Annotated in this window: 14 protein-coding genes; 12 read left to right on the forward strand and 2 right to left on the reverse strand. The window is 41.5% G+C overall.

From position 1 onward, the window contains the following. Nucleotides 1–61 precede the first annotated feature (61 nt). The 5 genes from MPH60_RS01465 to MPH60_RS01485 all read left to right on the forward strand — a co-directional run bounded on the left by MPH60_RS01465 (nucleotide 62) and on the right by MPH60_RS01485 (nucleotide 6498). Nucleotides 62–1732, forward strand: coding sequence for a sigma-54 interaction domain-containing protein (locus tag MPH60_RS01465; protein ID WP_241589225.1), 1671 nt, complete (start codon nucleotides 62–64; stop codon nucleotides 1730–1732). Nucleotides 1733–2402: 670 nt separating this feature from the next. Continuing rightward, a complete protein-coding gene (locus MPH60_RS01470; RefSeq protein WP_241589224.1) occupies nucleotides 2403–3788 on the forward strand; it encodes a GntP family permease in 1386 nt (461 codons plus the stop codon). Nucleotides 3789–3820: 32 nt separating this feature from the next. Further along, a complete protein-coding gene (locus MPH60_RS01475; protein WP_144477424.1) occupies nucleotides 3821–4516 on the forward strand; it encodes a CoA transferase subunit A in 696 nt (231 codons plus the stop codon). Between the two features lie 17 nt (nucleotides 4517–4533). Then, a complete protein-coding gene (locus tag MPH60_RS01480; protein ID WP_241589223.1) occupies nucleotides 4534–5181 on the forward strand; it encodes a 3-oxoacid CoA-transferase subunit B in 648 nt (215 codons plus the stop codon). Nucleotides 5182–5589: 408 nt separating this feature from the next. Continuing rightward, nucleotides 5590–6498, forward strand: coding sequence for a M15 family metallopeptidase (locus MPH60_RS01485; RefSeq protein WP_241589222.1), 909 nt, complete (start codon nucleotides 5590–5592; stop codon nucleotides 6496–6498). Nucleotides 6499–6576: 78 nt separating this feature from the next. On the opposite strand, the gene MPH60_RS01490 is transcribed toward MPH60_RS01485, so the two are convergent. Continuing rightward, complete coding sequence (locus tag MPH60_RS01490; RefSeq protein WP_241589221.1) at nucleotides 6577–7425, reverse strand: HAD-IIB family hydrolase; 849 nt, start codon at nucleotides 7423–7425, stop codon at nucleotides 6577–6579. 138 nt (nucleotides 7426–7563) lie between these two features. On the opposite strand from MPH60_RS01490, the gene MPH60_RS01495 reads away from it, so the two are divergent. Then, the gene (locus MPH60_RS01495; RefSeq protein WP_241589220.1) at nucleotides 7564–8553 is read left to right on the forward strand and encodes a LacI family DNA-binding transcriptional regulator; all 990 of its coding nucleotides are present in this window, start codon (nucleotides 7564–7566) and stop codon (nucleotides 8551–8553) included. A 336-nt stretch (nucleotides 8554–8889) separates the two neighbouring features. Here MPH60_RS01495 and MPH60_RS01500 read toward each other — a convergent pair whose 3' ends face one another. Continuing rightward, a complete protein-coding gene (locus MPH60_RS01500) occupies nucleotides 8890–9402 on the reverse strand; it encodes a GNAT family N-acetyltransferase (protein WP_405390689.1) in 513 nt (170 codons plus the stop codon). Nucleotides 9403–9574: 172 nt separating this feature from the next. On the opposite strand from MPH60_RS01500, the gene MPH60_RS01505 reads away from it, so the two are divergent. The 6 genes from MPH60_RS01505 (at nucleotide 9575) to MPH60_RS01530 (ending at nucleotide 15638) form a co-directional block, all read left to right on the forward strand. Further along, nucleotides 9575–11056 carry a sigma-54 interaction domain-containing protein gene (locus MPH60_RS01505; RefSeq protein WP_241589218.1) on the forward strand — a complete coding sequence of 494 codons (1482 nt, stop codon included), beginning with the start codon at nucleotides 9575–9577 and terminating at the stop codon, nucleotides 11054–11056. Between the two features lie 274 nt (nucleotides 11057–11330). Next, nucleotides 11331–12767 (forward strand): lysine 2,3-aminomutase, encoded by a 1437-nt coding sequence (ablA, locus tag MPH60_RS01510; RefSeq protein WP_241589414.1) that lies wholly within the window; start codon nucleotides 11331–11333, stop codon nucleotides 12765–12767. A 2-nt stretch (nucleotides 12768–12769) separates the two neighbouring features. Next, nucleotides 12770–13036: a YokU family protein gene (locus tag MPH60_RS01515; RefSeq protein WP_192206310.1), complete on the forward strand. Its 267-nt coding sequence runs from the start codon at nucleotides 12770–12772 to the stop codon at nucleotides 13034–13036. A 62-nt stretch (nucleotides 13037–13098) separates the two neighbouring features. Further along, a complete protein-coding gene (gene ablB, locus MPH60_RS01520) occupies nucleotides 13099–13965 on the forward strand; it encodes a putative beta-lysine N-acetyltransferase (RefSeq protein WP_405389145.1) in 867 nt (288 codons plus the stop codon). Between the two features lie 13 nt (nucleotides 13966–13978). Beyond that, nucleotides 13979–14218 (forward strand): ferredoxin, encoded by a 240-nt coding sequence (locus MPH60_RS01525; RefSeq protein WP_241589216.1) that lies wholly within the window; start codon nucleotides 13979–13981, stop codon nucleotides 14216–14218. A gap of 52 nt (nucleotides 14219–14270) precedes the next feature. Further along, nucleotides 14271–15638: an aspartate aminotransferase family protein gene (locus MPH60_RS01530; protein ID WP_241589215.1), complete on the forward strand. Its 1368-nt coding sequence runs from the start codon at nucleotides 14271–14273 to the stop codon at nucleotides 15636–15638. Nucleotides 15639–15647: the final 9 nt, after the last annotated feature.

Below are 15647 nucleotides of genomic sequence, written 5' to 3' on the forward strand. Positions count from 1 at the left end.
CTTGGCCTCATTTTCCTATGATATAATGGAGGAAACTTCTGACGGGTTAAGGAGAATAGGAATGGCCAGCGATAATAAAACTATTCAATTGGAATTAGTGAAAGCGATATTGGAAGAATTGCCTTTTGGTGTTTTGGTGACGAAAAACGAAAAAGAAATCGTTCTAAGCAATCGCGTATTATCAGAGGCTTTTGCTGAGAATCAATTTGAGATGCAAATAAATTTGATTTTAGAAAAAAACCTTGTACCAGCTGTAAACACTCCGATCCGTTTGAATGATAATAATGGGATTGTCAGAAAAGCCATCATTCAAATGGATGATGAGGAGTATCAGATCTACCTCCTATTGTTTACAAATAATAAAAGTGATTTTCTTAATATCGATAATCATGAAGAACTTCTGTTTAAGGATATTATCGAGTTTGCCTATGACGGCTTGGTGATGGTTGATACAGAAGGGTATGTCCAAATGCTGAGCCACGCTTATGCGGATTTTCTTGGGGTCGATCAGGAAAGCTCGATAGGGAAACATGTAACGGAGGTCATTGAAAACACCCGTATGCATGTGGTCGCCAAAACTGGCAAGCAAGAGGTCGCTGAATTACAAAAAATTAAAGATAATTATATAATTGCGACCCGCTCCCCGATACGGAAACAAGATAAATTAATAGGAGCGGTCGGAAAGATCCTTTTTAAGAATGTCGGGCAATTTACCGCTCTTTCCAAGCGAATAAATTCACTTGAAGTAGAGCTGAAAAAGTACAAAGGCGATTTTCGCGAGAGAAATAAGGCCTCATATACGTTTGATCATTTGATGGGAAGAAGTCCTGCTTTCATGGAAGTAAAAGGTCAAGCCAAAATTGCGGCTAAAAGCGACTCGAATGTGTTGATTTTGGGCGAAAGCGGAACAGGTAAGGAGCTGTTTGCCCATTCCATTCATAATGATAGCAGACGGGCCATGGGCGTATTTGTCAAAGTGAACTGTGCCGCCATCCCGGCAGAGCTGCTGGAGTCAGAGCTTTTTGGTTATGAAGAGGGTTCTTTCACTGGTGCAAAAAAAGGCGGAAAAGCAGGTAAGTTCGAAGCGGCTGAAGGCGGAACGATTTTTCTCGATGAAATCGGTGAGCTGCCATTGCATATGCAGGTGAAGCTGCTTCGTGTTTTACAAGAAAAAGAGATTGAGAGAGTAGGTTCAACGGGAAGTATTCCGATTGATGTACGGGTAATTGCTGCAACGAACCGTAATCTGGAGGAAATGGTCTCGAAAGGGGAATTCCGGCTTGATATGTATTACCGGTTGAAGGTCATGCAAATTCAGGTTCCTTCCTTAAGAGAGCGACCGGAGGACATTGAAATACTGGGAAATCATTTTGTTGAAAAGTACCAAAACCTCATGAAAAAACGCGTAATGGGAATGAGTGATCAAGCATTACGGCTGCTTCGTCTTTATAAATGGCCGGGGAATATTCGTGAGCTGGAGAATATCATTGAACGTGCAATGAATATTGTTGAAGAAGGGGAAATGATACGTTCCAAGCATCTCCCTAAAGAAATAACGGGTCATAAAGAATCAGTATCGATCCGCACCTTAGCTGAAGTAATGGATGAAACGGAACGGGCTGCAATCGTTTCATGTTTGGAAATGACCTCAGGCAATAAATCAGAAACGGCAAAGAGACTCGGCGTGAGTCGAACAACACTATATGAAAAAATGAATAAATACGGTTTATGACTGTATAATTTGTCCTTTTGCGAAGGGTACTTTCTAAATTTTAAAAATAGTAGATTGGACGGTGAGCGAGTGCCTGGAGAGGAAATCAACGACCAAATTGTACAAAACGTAAAAAAACTATAAACCAACTCGATTTTCATTTAGTATGTCTACAGTCTGAAGTGCCCTTTAGCCCAAGGGCACTTTTTTTATACTTTTTAACGTTCTCTTCAAAGAGTGTGTTAGGAAATCCGTACATAAAATGAAAGGGAATTTAAAAATTGTAAGAAAAGTCTTACACTTTTTTTAAGTTTATACTTAGGTGTACTGAAACCTTGACAGTTTTAAGGATTTTAGCTTTTAAAAGGGAAATAAAATGTTGGAAAAGGCTTTAAAAGATGAGATTTTTCATTGTATTAAAGTTGGCACAATAATTGCATAATTAACTTTAGTGAATGGCCTATCTGTCATTTTATATTGTTTTTTCACGTAAAATGAAAAGGGATTTCGTAATTCAGCAAATTGTTGAAAGCGTTCTCAAAAATTGGAAGATCATTCAGCCTGACTTGGGGAAGGCAGGCATGGATGGTAAAAGCGGAAAGATTAAAAATGTGGAATTTAGGAGATTAATAGTTCTATTTAAATGCTGCCGAAATCATTTTGGGGCAAGGGGAGAAAAGGGGGAATTGAGTTGGTGATTCAAATTTTAGCCATTGTTGTGGCGCTGGGACTTTTAATCTTTTTAGCCTACCGGGGCTATCCGGTCATTATCATAGCGCCGGTTGTTACTTTACTGGCTGTCATCTTATCCGGTGGACATTTGCTGCCGAGTTACACAGAGACATATATGACGTTTGCGGCTAACTATATAAAAGCGTTTTTTCCGATATTTTTATTAGGGGCCGTATTCGGAAAAGTCATGGAGATGAGCGGTGCCGCTGCATCCATCGCCAAGACCATCGTAAAGTCACTAGGCTCAAAGCAGGCCATTCTTGCTGTAGTGCTGGCGTGTTCGGCGCTGACATATGGCGGGGTTTCATTGTTTGTAGTGGCATTCGCCGTTTATCCATTCGCAGCGGCAATTTTTAAAGAAGCAGACATTCCAAAGAGATTATTGCCGGGAACGATAGCATTAGGCGCTTTCACTTATACGATGGATGCCCTTCCTGGAACACCTCAGATTCAAAATATCATACCAACGAATTATTTCGGAACAGATACGTATGCAGCTCCAATAATGGGGATTATTGGCGCGATCATGGTATTCACTGGAGGAATGATCTGGTTAGAGCGTCGCCGTAAACAAGCGTTGGCAAATGGTGAAGGATATGGGGAAGGACATATTAATGAACCAGAAAGTGCAGAACAGCAAAACCTGCCTAACTTTTGGCTGTCCATCGTACCGCTCATCCTTGTCGTAGCATTTAATTTTGCTTTCAGCCGCAGTGCCATTTCGGTTAAGCACTGGTATGATGCATCAATGTTGAAGGAAACTTTCAACATTGCCGATGTAAGCACAGTCACTTCATCCTGGTCTTTGATTGTTGCATTGACAATCGGTATCATTGCAGCGATGCTTCTGAATGTTGGACGTATCAAGGTAAAGCTGGCAAGTGGATTAACAGCTGCGGCAATGGGATCATTGCTTGCCATATTCAATACCGCTTCTGAAGTTGGTTTTGGGAACGTTGTGAAAACGCTACCTGGATTCTCGGTCATTCAAAACTGGGTGTTCAATGCAAGCGGTAATCCACTCGTATCCGAAGCCATTGCCGTCAATGTGCTGGCAGGAATAACCGGATCTGCATCTGGTGGACTTTCGATTGCGTTGGAAGTAATGGGAGGTCACTATTTGCAGGTAGCCCAAAGTGTCGGAATCACCCCGGAAATGCTTCATCGAATTGCATCCATGGCATCTGGCGGAATGGATACGCTGCCGCATAATGGTGCCGTCATTACCTTACTCGCTATTACTGGACTGACACATCGTCAATCTTACAAAGATATCTTTGCGATTACAATTTTGAAAACAGTGACCGTGTTCATCATTGCTTTTGCAACTTCACTGTTTATTTAATAGAATAGTATTTAGAATGGAGATGATGGAAAATGAGTAAATTATTAACATCTTTTGATAGCGCTATTCAACAAATCGAGGATGGAGCAACCATTATCGTTGGCGGGTTCGGATTAAGCGGAATTCCAGAAAAACTGATCATTGCTTTGCGTAACAAAGGTGTAAAGGATTTGACGATTGTCAGCAATAATTGTGGAGTCGACGATTGGGGTCTAGGTCTTTTACTTGAAAACAAACAAATCAAAAAAATGATTGCTTCTTATGTAGGGGAAAATAAGTTGTTTGAACAGCAATTTTTAAGCGGCGAGCTGGAGGTCGAGCTAGTTCCTCAAGGAACGCTGGCCGAGCGTTTAAGAGCGGGCGGAGCGGGAATTCCTGCCTTTTATACAGCTACAGGAGTAGGAACGGAAGTCGCAAAAGGTAAAGAACATAAAGAATTTGATGGCCGCACATACATTATGGAAAAAGGAATAGTCGGAGATTTTGCCTTTGTAAAAGCCTGGAAAGCAGATCATTTCGGTAATCTTGTCTATCGGAAAACGGCAAGGAATTTTAACCCTGTCGTTGCCACCGCAGGGAAAGTCACGATTGTCGAAGTGGAGGAGCTTGTGGGCACAGGGGAGCTAGATCCGGATGAAATTCATACTTCAGGAGTTTATGTACAGAAAGTGCTTGTAGGAAATGACTATGAAAAACGAATTGAAAGACTTACAACTGCTAACGCATAAAAAGGAGGAGTATTCGAATGACAAGACAACTAATCTTAGAACGGGCCGTTAAAGAAATCAAAGATGGTATGTGTGTGAATTTAGGGATTGGAATGCCGACCTTGATTGCCAACATGATTCCGAATGACTTTAATGTCATGCTTCAATCGGAAAATGGCTTACTGGGAATCGGGCCTTATCCCCAAAAGGATGAAGTCGATCCGGATTTGATCAATGCAGGAAAAGAAACAGTAACGGCAAAATCGGGGGCATCATTTTTTGACAGCGCTGAATCATTCGCGATGATTCGCGGCGGCCATATCGACCTGGCCATTTTAGGCGGGATGGAAGTTTCCGAAAATGGGGATTTGGCAAACTGGATGATTCCAGGGAAGATGGTAAAAGGGATGGGAGGAGCGATGGACCTCGTCCAAGGCGCAAAACGTATTGTTGTCATCATGGACCATGTGAACAAGCATGGGGAATCCAAAGTGAAAAAGAACTGTACATTGCCATTGACGGGAGAAAAAGTCGTACATTGCCTGATTACCGAATTGGCTGTTTTTCAATTTACAGAAGCGGGCATGGAATTGATTGAACTGCAAAATGGCGTAACACTTGATGAAGTGAAAAGCAAAACAGAGGCTGACTTTACGATAAGCCCCTCAATTGAAATTAAAGCGTAAGATAAAGATTAAAAAATAATACATGATTAGACTGCTTTCATTCGCTAACGGGCGAACGGAAGCAGTCTAATTTTTTTTGGGGAATTCCCTTGCAATAATGAAGGAACGACAGGCCTTTTCACCTCAGTTATCAATTCTTGGATAAAGATGATATATTCAAAAAAAATCTGGAAATTTGCGACACTCCTGCCGAAAAACTGGCTAGTCGAGACACCACAGACGCTTGCGTCGAGGCTTGGCAGGCAGTCGGCGGAAAGGGAGCGGATTTCTGAAATCAACTGGAACGTTTGTTAAATAACATATTACTTCTATTCTCTAATAAATTAAGATCGAACTTTTCCAACTATGCTACTTTTCCGTAAAAAAGGCTTATATAAAGTCTGATGGGAATTCAAAAGGAGGATTATAGTGAAAGTAGCATTACGAACATTATTGGATCGATCAGTGAAAAAGATGGGCAAAGGGATGAATCCTGTTGTGAAGGCATCAGCATTGGTAATGGTGGAACGTGCCTATAATGAAGGGATCACTGTACAGATAAGTGCAGGTTATCGCCCTTTGGAAGAACAAGCCACGCTTTATGGTCAAGGACGAGTTTACAGCTACAATGGAAAAAACTATAGTAATTTAGCTAAACCTATTGTGACGAAAGCTAAGCCAGGGCAATCTTATCATAATTTCGGACTGGCGATTGATTTCTTCATTGTGAGTGAGGATGGCAAGAGAGCGATATGGACAGTGAATGCAAAGTGGCAGCGCGTGGCTGCCATAGGTAAGGATTTAGGATTCAAATGGGGTGGGGAGTGGATCTCATTCAAGGATTATCCCCATTTGGAAATGACAGGCGGGTTATCTTATACTCAATTACAAGCTGGAAAGAAACCTCACTTTACATTAGAAAAAAAGAATATATCGAAGACCGGCAAAGGAGATAGTCTTATAATTTCCATCCAAAAAACGTTAAATGGCCGATATAAAATGGCTATTGAGGGTGATGGGGTTTATGGCCCCAAAACTCGATCGGCCCTTATAAAAGGTTTACAAACGGAATTGAATAAGCAATTCAATAAGAAGCTTGTTGTCGATGGGAAATGGGGACCTACGAAGAATGCGATCGTCACCATAAAAAAGGGCGCTAGCTGCAATATCACATGGATCCTGCAAGCAGCGCTCTATATGAAAGGATATAACCCTGGGCCCCTTGATGGAGTATTCGGAAAAAATACCGAGACGGCATTATTCAAATACCAAAGAGCAAGCAGGATATCCGCTGATAAGCTTGCAGGTAAAGAAACATGGAATGATTTGTTTACTTGATAGGGAATCCATACTGTTAGCAGGAAGGTAAAGCTGTAGCAAGAGTGCACCAACTACCTTTTTTCATTACTTATACTTTCAAATCCTCATTATGGATTGCAAAGTTCTTAATATTCCTTTAGAGTACGTACCTGTCGCTATTTTAGTATGAGCCTCCTTGGCTTCTTGAGTTGCATTCCCTACAAGGTAACCATGTTTTACACTTTTTAACATGAGCAGATCATTTCCGCTATCCCCGAAAGCAAAGGCATGCTCCCGACTCAGCCCGAATTTGTCTAGCATAAATCGTACAATCTCATTTTTACCAGTACCTAATGGAATAAAGTCTATATCATAACTATCTTCAGGATCGCCGGCAAGGGGATTGCAACGATTGATATTTACCCCTATCCCGTACTCTTTGGCCACCCTCTGAATGGTGGATAAGTTCTTCTTATCGACAGATTCATGTTGTATTTGATAATAATAATTTCTTTTATAGCGTGAACTTCCCATTTGAGTCTGAGGAATCAATGGTATATTGCCGTTATGTAGAACATTATAAATTTCATCGACTTTCCGTTTATTAAATTCCTCGATATTAATCTGTGAATGCCAATCTGGATCCTTTTCCAAAAAGTTATTTTCTGAGAAATAGGTGATTTCGGTACCTAAGTCACTTGCAATAAAATGCGGGAAAAATCTGAATCTACCATGTTCCATTTTATGTAATATTGATTCGATACTACTCCCAGTGACCCAGCCAAAGACAAGTTCTTCGTCATTACTTTTTGCTACTAAGTAATTTTCAAGTTCATATAAATCTTGCTGCCTCTCGTGACTCATGGAGTGAGGATAATAGGTTTCATCGAAATCACAGAATACAATGTATTTTGGGTCTTCAACATTTGGCATTAACTGAAACCCGCCCTTTTTATTCAACAACATAACAATCCCTCCATTAGCTAAAATTATAACTATTTAAAAATACAACTCAGAAAAATTTTGTTAATATATTAGGAACGGCTTAATAATAACTTCTGAAATCGATAACATGTCAACCACTTATTACAAGGATGGGATTAAATGACGAGAATTAGCGAGATAGCCAAGATATGTAATGTCTCTAAAACAACGGTATCTAGAGTCTTAAATAATCATCCATATGTATCAAAAGAAAAAAGGGAACAAATCTTAAAGGTCATTGAAGAGCTTGATTATGCACCAAGTTCACTTGCCCGTAATTTTAGGACAAATAAAACCCAAACCATTGCAATATCAGTCCCAAGATTCGATCATCCATTCTTTGCCCAATTGGTTAAAGGAGTATCTCTAGCAGCATTGGACAATGATTATAAAGTTCTTATATTTCAAACCTTTTATGATTCGAAAAATGAATGGGATGTTATGGAAAAATTAAAGAATAGAGAAGTAGATGGGGTTATTTTAGGAGCGTTAGAAAATGAATGGAATGTAATAAAGAATTATTTGAAGTACGGACCAATTTTACTATGTAATGAATACCATGATTCCGCCTCTATACCAATTATTGGTTATGACGAATTCGAAGCGACATACAAAGCTGTTAATCATTTAATAAAAAAAGGCCATAGGAAGATAGGTTTTTGCTACGATACTGCTTATAGTCAGGCTCAGATTCAAAGAAAAGAGGGGTTTTACAAAGCTCTGGCAGATACTAATTTACTACATAATGAAGACTGGATATTTGGACATGGTTTTAATATTGAAGATGGATTTCGTATTTGTGATGAAATATTACGATTAAAAGAAAAACCTACTGCGTTGTTTACTGGAAATGATCAAGTCGCAGCAGGAATTATTAAAAAGGCAACTATGTTGGGCTATAAAATACCGGAACACCTAGCTATAGTTGGGTATGATAATCAATCTATTTGCCAAGTCACAACCCCCACCATAACCACAATCGATATACCAATTATGGAATTAGGACAACGCACTGTAATAGAATTGATTAAATATTTAAGTAGTGATATGGAATTAAGGCGCGATGTTATTAAATTGCCTACCAAACTTAAAATCAGGGAATCAACCTAACCATCATTAAGATATAAAACTTCATATAGGTTCATTATCCTTTTAGACAGACACTAAAGAAATTCGCAAAGAAGCGGGGTTCAGCAGCATATGGATGTTAGCGGATGGGCTGTAATCAGTCCTACCCGGCAATAATGCGACCTACCCCGACAATAATCCGACCTACTCAGGGAATAATTCGACCCACGCGGAAATAATTCGACATACTTCAAAATAATCCGACCTACCTGGGAATAATTCGACTTTCCCGGGAAATAATTCACCTAAACCCGGCATAATTCGACTTCCTCCGGAAAAATCCTCCCTACATACAAATCCGCTTTTCACTTAAAGAACTCATTCAAGTTCCAAGCACCAATCATTGCATCGCATAAAACTCCCCGGCGGGTATTCGAATTCACATTCGGAGGTGAGGTTGAAGCCGAGTTTGCGGCAAATTGCGTTAGATGCAGGATTATGGATGGAAGGGAATGCGTGAATATATTTGTATTTTCGTTCGGCTTTAATTTTCTCTATCATTGCCTTCACGGCATGAGATGCGATCCCTTTTCCTTGAAAGGAAGGGAGGACGCTCCAACCGATTTCATACACATTTTCATCATCCCACACTGTTTGCCAGTAGCCAACCGAACCTGCCGCCATTGCCTCTGGAAATGAGTTGATGCTAAACATGCATCCTTTATCTCCAATCTGCAGATACCGTTGATGGCGTTTCAAGATTTGTTCATTACTTTCTGGTCCGCCAAGATGTTCCATCATTTCTGGGGCATTTAGTTGAAATAGTAATGCAAGGTCTTTATCTTCCCATGGTTTAATTTCTATTTTCGTTTCTTTGCTTGGTTCTGAAATCCGACTCACCCCTAAAATTTTATATTTTCTTATATAATCTTCTTGGCTTAATGCGAGATTCCTTTATTTGACCTTATTATTCTATTGCCTTTGTGTTGAAGTTTGATTTTAATAAGAATAAAGGGATGAATGTTTCCCATTAAATGCTATAATTTACAGGTGATTCTATCAAATGACAGAGAACGGAGATGAAGAAATGAAATCTTCAGTAAATCAGTTTTCCACTCAATTTGAATGGATATTGAATGTGATCAATGTGGGTGTCCATATTGTGAATAAAGATGGGGATACGGTTTTTTACAATGAAATGATGGCACATATTGATGGGCTTGATCGTGAGCAGGTGCTGGGGGAGAATATTTTTCAGCTTTATCCTTCATTGACTGATGAATCCAGTACGCTGCATGTAGCATTGGAAAAAGGCAATGAAACGATTGAGTCCATTCAAACATATGTCAATTTAAAGGAGAAAAAAATAACATCCATCAATAGTACGTATCCTTTGTATGAGGATGGTGAAATTATTGGGGCAGTGGAAATCGCAAAGGATATTACGAAGGTCATGAATATGTACGACCAAATTGTCGATTTGCGTTCCCAGCTGGCCGAGACCCATAAGAAAAGTAAGTTCCCAGAAGGGACGGCGACCTATCATTTTAGTGATTTGATTGGTAACAGCCCTGCTTTTCAGCAAGCGGTTTCATTGGCGAAAAAAGCGGCCCGTACACATTCCCCAGTCATGATTTATGGACCAACAGGGACAGGGAAGGAACTTGTCGCTCAAAGTATACATAATGTAAGTGCTCAGCGAAATCAGCCGTTCATCGCGCAAAACTGTGCGGCTGTTCCCAAGGAATTGATGGAGGGGCTGCTGTTCGGTACGACGAAAGGGGCTTTTACCGGAGCGATGGATCGCATGGGCATTTTTGAACAGGCAAATGGCGGTACCCTTTTCCTTGATGAGCTAAATAGCCTTGACCTCGGCCTGCAGGCAAAATTGCTGCGAGTGCTTCAGGAAGGAGAGGTGCGCCGTGTTGGAGGTTCGAAGGAGCAAAAGATTAATGTGAAAATCATTGCTGCGATGAACATTTCTCCAGAAGAGGCGTTGGAGCGGGGAATCATTCGTTCGGACTTATTCTTTCGCCTCAATGTCGTAACGATCCAGATGCCTTCTCTTTCGGAGCGTAAAACGGATATCCCTGAAATCGTCAATCACTTTATTCAAAAATTCAACAAATCATTTTTTACGGAAGTGAGCGGGATCAGTCATAAGGCGATGCAGCGGCTTCTTCAATATCCATGGCCAGGGAACATCCGTGAACTGGGACATGCCATTGAGTTGACCTTCAACGTCATGGACGCAGGGGAAGATATGATTGATGAACATCATCTTCCTGCCTATCTTTTCCCTTCAGGAAATTACGCAACAGCAAATGCGCAAAGCCAACCTACCCCATTGAAAAACAGGATTGATTTACCTGTTGTTCTTGAAGAAATGGAAAGGGAAATGATCATCAACATGTTTGAGAAATATAACGGGAATATCAGCAAAACGGCAGAAGCCCTCAATATTAAAAGACAGGGACTGCAATATAAGTTAAACAAGTACGGCATTGAAAAAGTTTATACGGCAGGGTCGAAGGAATCCAAGTAAATTAAGGTTTTTTGGAAACGCTGTCACTGTCTGGATTATGATGTAATTTGAAGAGGGATCTCTTGTAAAAGAGATCCTCTTTTTTGTTTTATTTGCTTGGCGCAAAGAATCTGGCTGCAAAAAATTATGCGTTATGAAAAATATCTTGCGATTTTAAGCTTGGTTGGCCCCCTTTTGCTTATGTTTTCCTTGTTATCAATGTTGGCATCATTCTTGCGAGAGTATATAGATAAGTTCTTATAATAAGGGGGCATTATTAATGAATTTGATGGGAATGGATGTAAAACATAAAGAATACCTAGGTGGACGCAGGCATTATAATGATATCGAACTGTGGAAGGACGTAACGGAAGAGCAGTGGAATGATTGGCTTTGGCAATTGACAAACACGATTAAAACACTGGATGATCTGAAAAAGGTCGTCAACCTGACACCTGAAGAAGAGGAAGGAGTCCGGATCTCGACTCAAACGATTCCGTTGAACATTACGCCTTATTATGCTTCATTGATGAATCCCGATGATCCTCGCTGTCCGATTCGTTTACAGTCGGTACCGCTTTCGGCAGAAATGAACAAGACTAGATATGATTTGGAGGATCCGCTGCATGAGGATGAGGATTCCCCTGTTCCGGGATTGACGCATCGATATCCGGATCGCGTTCTATTCCTTGTAACGAACCAATGCTCCATGTACTGCAGATATTGTACGCGACGCCGTTTTTCAGGTCAGGTTGGCATGGGGGTTCCCAAGAAGCAGCTTGACGGGGCGATTGAATATATCCGGAACACTCCGGAAGTGAGGGACGTGCTGATCTCTGGTGGAGACGGCCTGTTGATCAATGATAAGATCCTTGAATACGTATTGAGTAACTTACGTGCCATTCCGCATGTGGAAATCATTCGGATCGGAACACGTGCACCGGTCGTTTTCCCGCAGAGGATTACGGAAAATTTATGTAATATTCTGAAAAAATACCATCCGGTTTGGTTGAATACGCATTTCAATCATTCACTTGAACTGACGGATGAAGCGAAAAAGGCATGTGATATGCTGTCGATGGCAGGAGTGCCGCTTGGTAATCAGGCAGTCATCCTAGCTGGTATCAACGATAGTGTCCATATCATGAAAAAGCTTATGCATGACTGTGTAAAAGCAAGGGTAAGACCTTATTACATTTATCAATGTGATCTATCTGAAGGGATTGGCCATTTCCGGGCGCCGGTTTCAAAAGGTTTGGAAATCATTGAAGCGCTGCGCGGCCATACATCAGGATATGCAGTGCCAACCTTTGTGGTGGATGCTCCTGGCGGTGGCGGAAAGATTGCCTTGACTCCGAATTACCTTCTTTCGCAAAGTCCGGATAAAGTCGTTTTACGGAACTTTGAAGGAGTAATCACAAGCTATCCGGAGCCAAAGAATTATGTTGCCGGCAGTGCGGATGCTTACTTTGATGAAGTGTATGGTACTGCGGATAGGAAAGAAGCCGTCGGGATTTCCGCTCTCATGACGGACGAGAAATTCAACTTGGTGCCAGAGGGCCTTCGTCGTCTTGACAAGAGAAAAGCGTATGAAAGCACTGATGAACATGCCTCCTTGAAGGATCGCCGTGATAAACGGGATGAAATGAAGGAAAAATTAAGGTTAGCCCAAGAAAAAAAGAACGCCATGGCCGCCAGTGGCTCGGTGAAATCTGATGGCAAGGAGGAATGAAGATGGACTGCTTATGGTGCAATGCCCCAAACGTAGAAGAAAGTGAAAAGAAAGATTGTTACTGGATCATGCCTGACGGGAAACGCTCAATAAAAGTCCTTCAAGTTCCAGCCGTAAACTGTCCTGAATGCGGAATCTATGTATCAGATTCGATGAATCAAAAGGTGGATGAAGCCTTATCCATATATGATGTGAGTGAATATCCTGATGAGTTCACGTATGATCAGCTTCTTCAGGCACCTGTCAAAAAATTATTCAATTGGAAATAGAATGCCGGGAGAAGCGGATGATATGCATCTCTTCTCCCGAATTCTTTAAATAAGGGGGGTTCATGATGCCTGTTCAAAAGCTGCCTTTTTTCACCCAAATGGAGACCGGGGATTGTTATACGATGGAGCTCTATCATGACCATGCCAATCAGCGCTTACGCATGGATGATTGTCGGGGAAATATCAAAAAAGCGATCGATCGGGCCCTTGCCATCGCAAAGGAGCAGGGCTTTACAAAAGTGATACTTAAAGCGAGGAATGAAGATTTATCAGCGGCGTTGGGTAAAGGATTCATGCTGGAGGGAATATTGAGCAAGTATTTCAAAGGGAATGATGCTTATTGCATGGCCTTCTATTTAACGGATGAAAGGCGAACAAGCGACTTTTGGGTCAAGGAAGATAAAGTCATCCAAGATGTAAGTGAGATTTCTAGACTGATTGAATCTCAGCAAATACCTAAGGATTATATCCTCCGGTTTGCTACGGTTGAAGATGCAAAAGAGCTGGCGAATTTATATGGTGCCATCTTTGAAACCTATCCTACACCGATGAATGATGAGCGATATATCAAGAAAGTGATGGAGGAAGGCACGATCTTTAGTGTTATCGAATATGAAGGAACCATAGTGAGTGCTGCATCTGCTGAAGTGAATGAGATGTATCACAATGCTGAATTAACGGACTGTGCAACAATTCCCCAACATCGAAAGCATGGTTTCATGAAGGTGCTCATCTCCGCCTTGGAACAGGAATTGCTCAGGAAAAACATTTATTGCTCTTATTCATTAGCGCGATCATTGTCAATGGGCATGAATGCCGTCTTTCATCAGCTGGGATATGAATATGGAGGCAGATTAACGAAGAATTGCAATATTTGGGATAAGTATGAGGACATGAATATTTGGGGTAAAGATTTATCCGTCAAGTAGGAGGATTGTTTCTATGGCTAAATACACATGGGTTGATAAAGAAACCTGTATTGCGTGCGGGGCATGCGGTGCAACAGGTCCTGAGATTTATGACTATGACGATCAAGGGATCGCTTTCGTCATCTTGGACGATAATCAAGGGATTGCCGAGGTTCCTGAAATCCTGCATGATGACATGCAAGATGCTATGGAAGGCTGCCCTACCGAATCCATCCTGATTCAGGATGAACCTTTTAAGATCGGTTCCTTTTAAAAACTTAATCTATTAATAGATATGTGTACGAACGTTAAAAAGGAGAGATGAAATGGAACGGAATCATTTGATTAAGCCTACTTTAGATCACGACTATCCCACTATCTCTCATGGGAAAGGAATTTATCTTTTTGATACAGATGGAAAACAGTATATAGATGGCTCATCAGGAGCGGTCACGGCAAGTATAGGCCATGGTGTATTGGATGTTGTCGAGGCAATGACGGAGCAGGCCCGCAAAGTTTCTTTTGCATATAGGTCTCATTTTACGAGTGGAGCCGCAGAGGCATTGGCAAAAAAGCTAAGTGAGTTGGCTCCAGGGGATTTGAATTGGTCGTTTTTCGTGAATAGTGGATCGGAAGCGACCGAAACGGCAATGAAGATCGCAATACAGCATTGGCAAGAAAAAGGGTTCGAGAGAAAAAATCGCATCATATCCAGGTGGACGAGTTATCACGGGATCACGATGGGCGCTTTATCGATGTCAGGTCATGTACCAAGAAGAAAACGTTTTGTGCCGCTATTGGAGGATTTTCCTAGCATATCTGCTCCCTACTGCTATCGCTGTCCTCATAATAATGAAACTTCCGGATGCATGCTTAAGTGTGCAGATGAACTGGAGACAGCTATTCAAAGGGTCGGCTCCGAAAATATCGCAGCCTTCATCGCAGAACCGATAATCGGGGCATCCGCTGGTGCTGTAACACCGCCGGATGGCTACTATCAAAGGATTAAGGAGATCTGCGAAACCTATGACATTCTTTTTATCGCCGATGAAGTAATGACGGGCATCGGCCGAACAGGAAAAATGTTCGCAATGGAACACTGGGGAGTCACCCCGGATATCATCGCATTGGGTAAAGGAATGAGTGCCGGCTATACTCCAATCGCAGCCACGATGATTACTGACCGTGTCATGGAGCCCATTTTAAAAGGTTCGAAATCAATCATGGCTGGACACACATATAGTGCAAACCCTCTCTCTGCAGCCGTTTCATTGGAAGTGCTTTCCTACATTGAGCGAAATGATCTGGTTCAGGCAGCGGAAGAGAAAGGTCAATATCTGTTTAAGAAGCTGGAAGGATTGGCTGAGAAATTTGACATCATTGGTGATGTAAGAGGGAAAGGGCTGCTCCTTGGGCTTGAGTTTGTCTCCAATCGAATATCAAAAACGCCATTCGACTTGCAAATCGGCCTGACTGCAAGGCTTGTCAATAAGGCTTTTGCTAAGGGACTGTTAATCTATCCTGCTGCAGGTGCGATTGAAGGAATCGCTGGCGATGCGGTTATCATATCTCCGCCATTAATCATTACGAATGAAGAAATCGATACCCTCGTCAAGATACTGGAAGCTTCCCTCGAAGAGTTGCGGCAAGAATTGGTCGCGGAAGGTTTGATTGAGGACATGCAGGCTATTTAGGAGGAACGA

Source organism: Peribacillus sp. Aquil_B1 (assembly GCF_022603275.1).
Taxonomy (GTDB): Bacteria; Bacillota; Bacilli; order Bacillales; family DSM-1321; genus Peribacillus.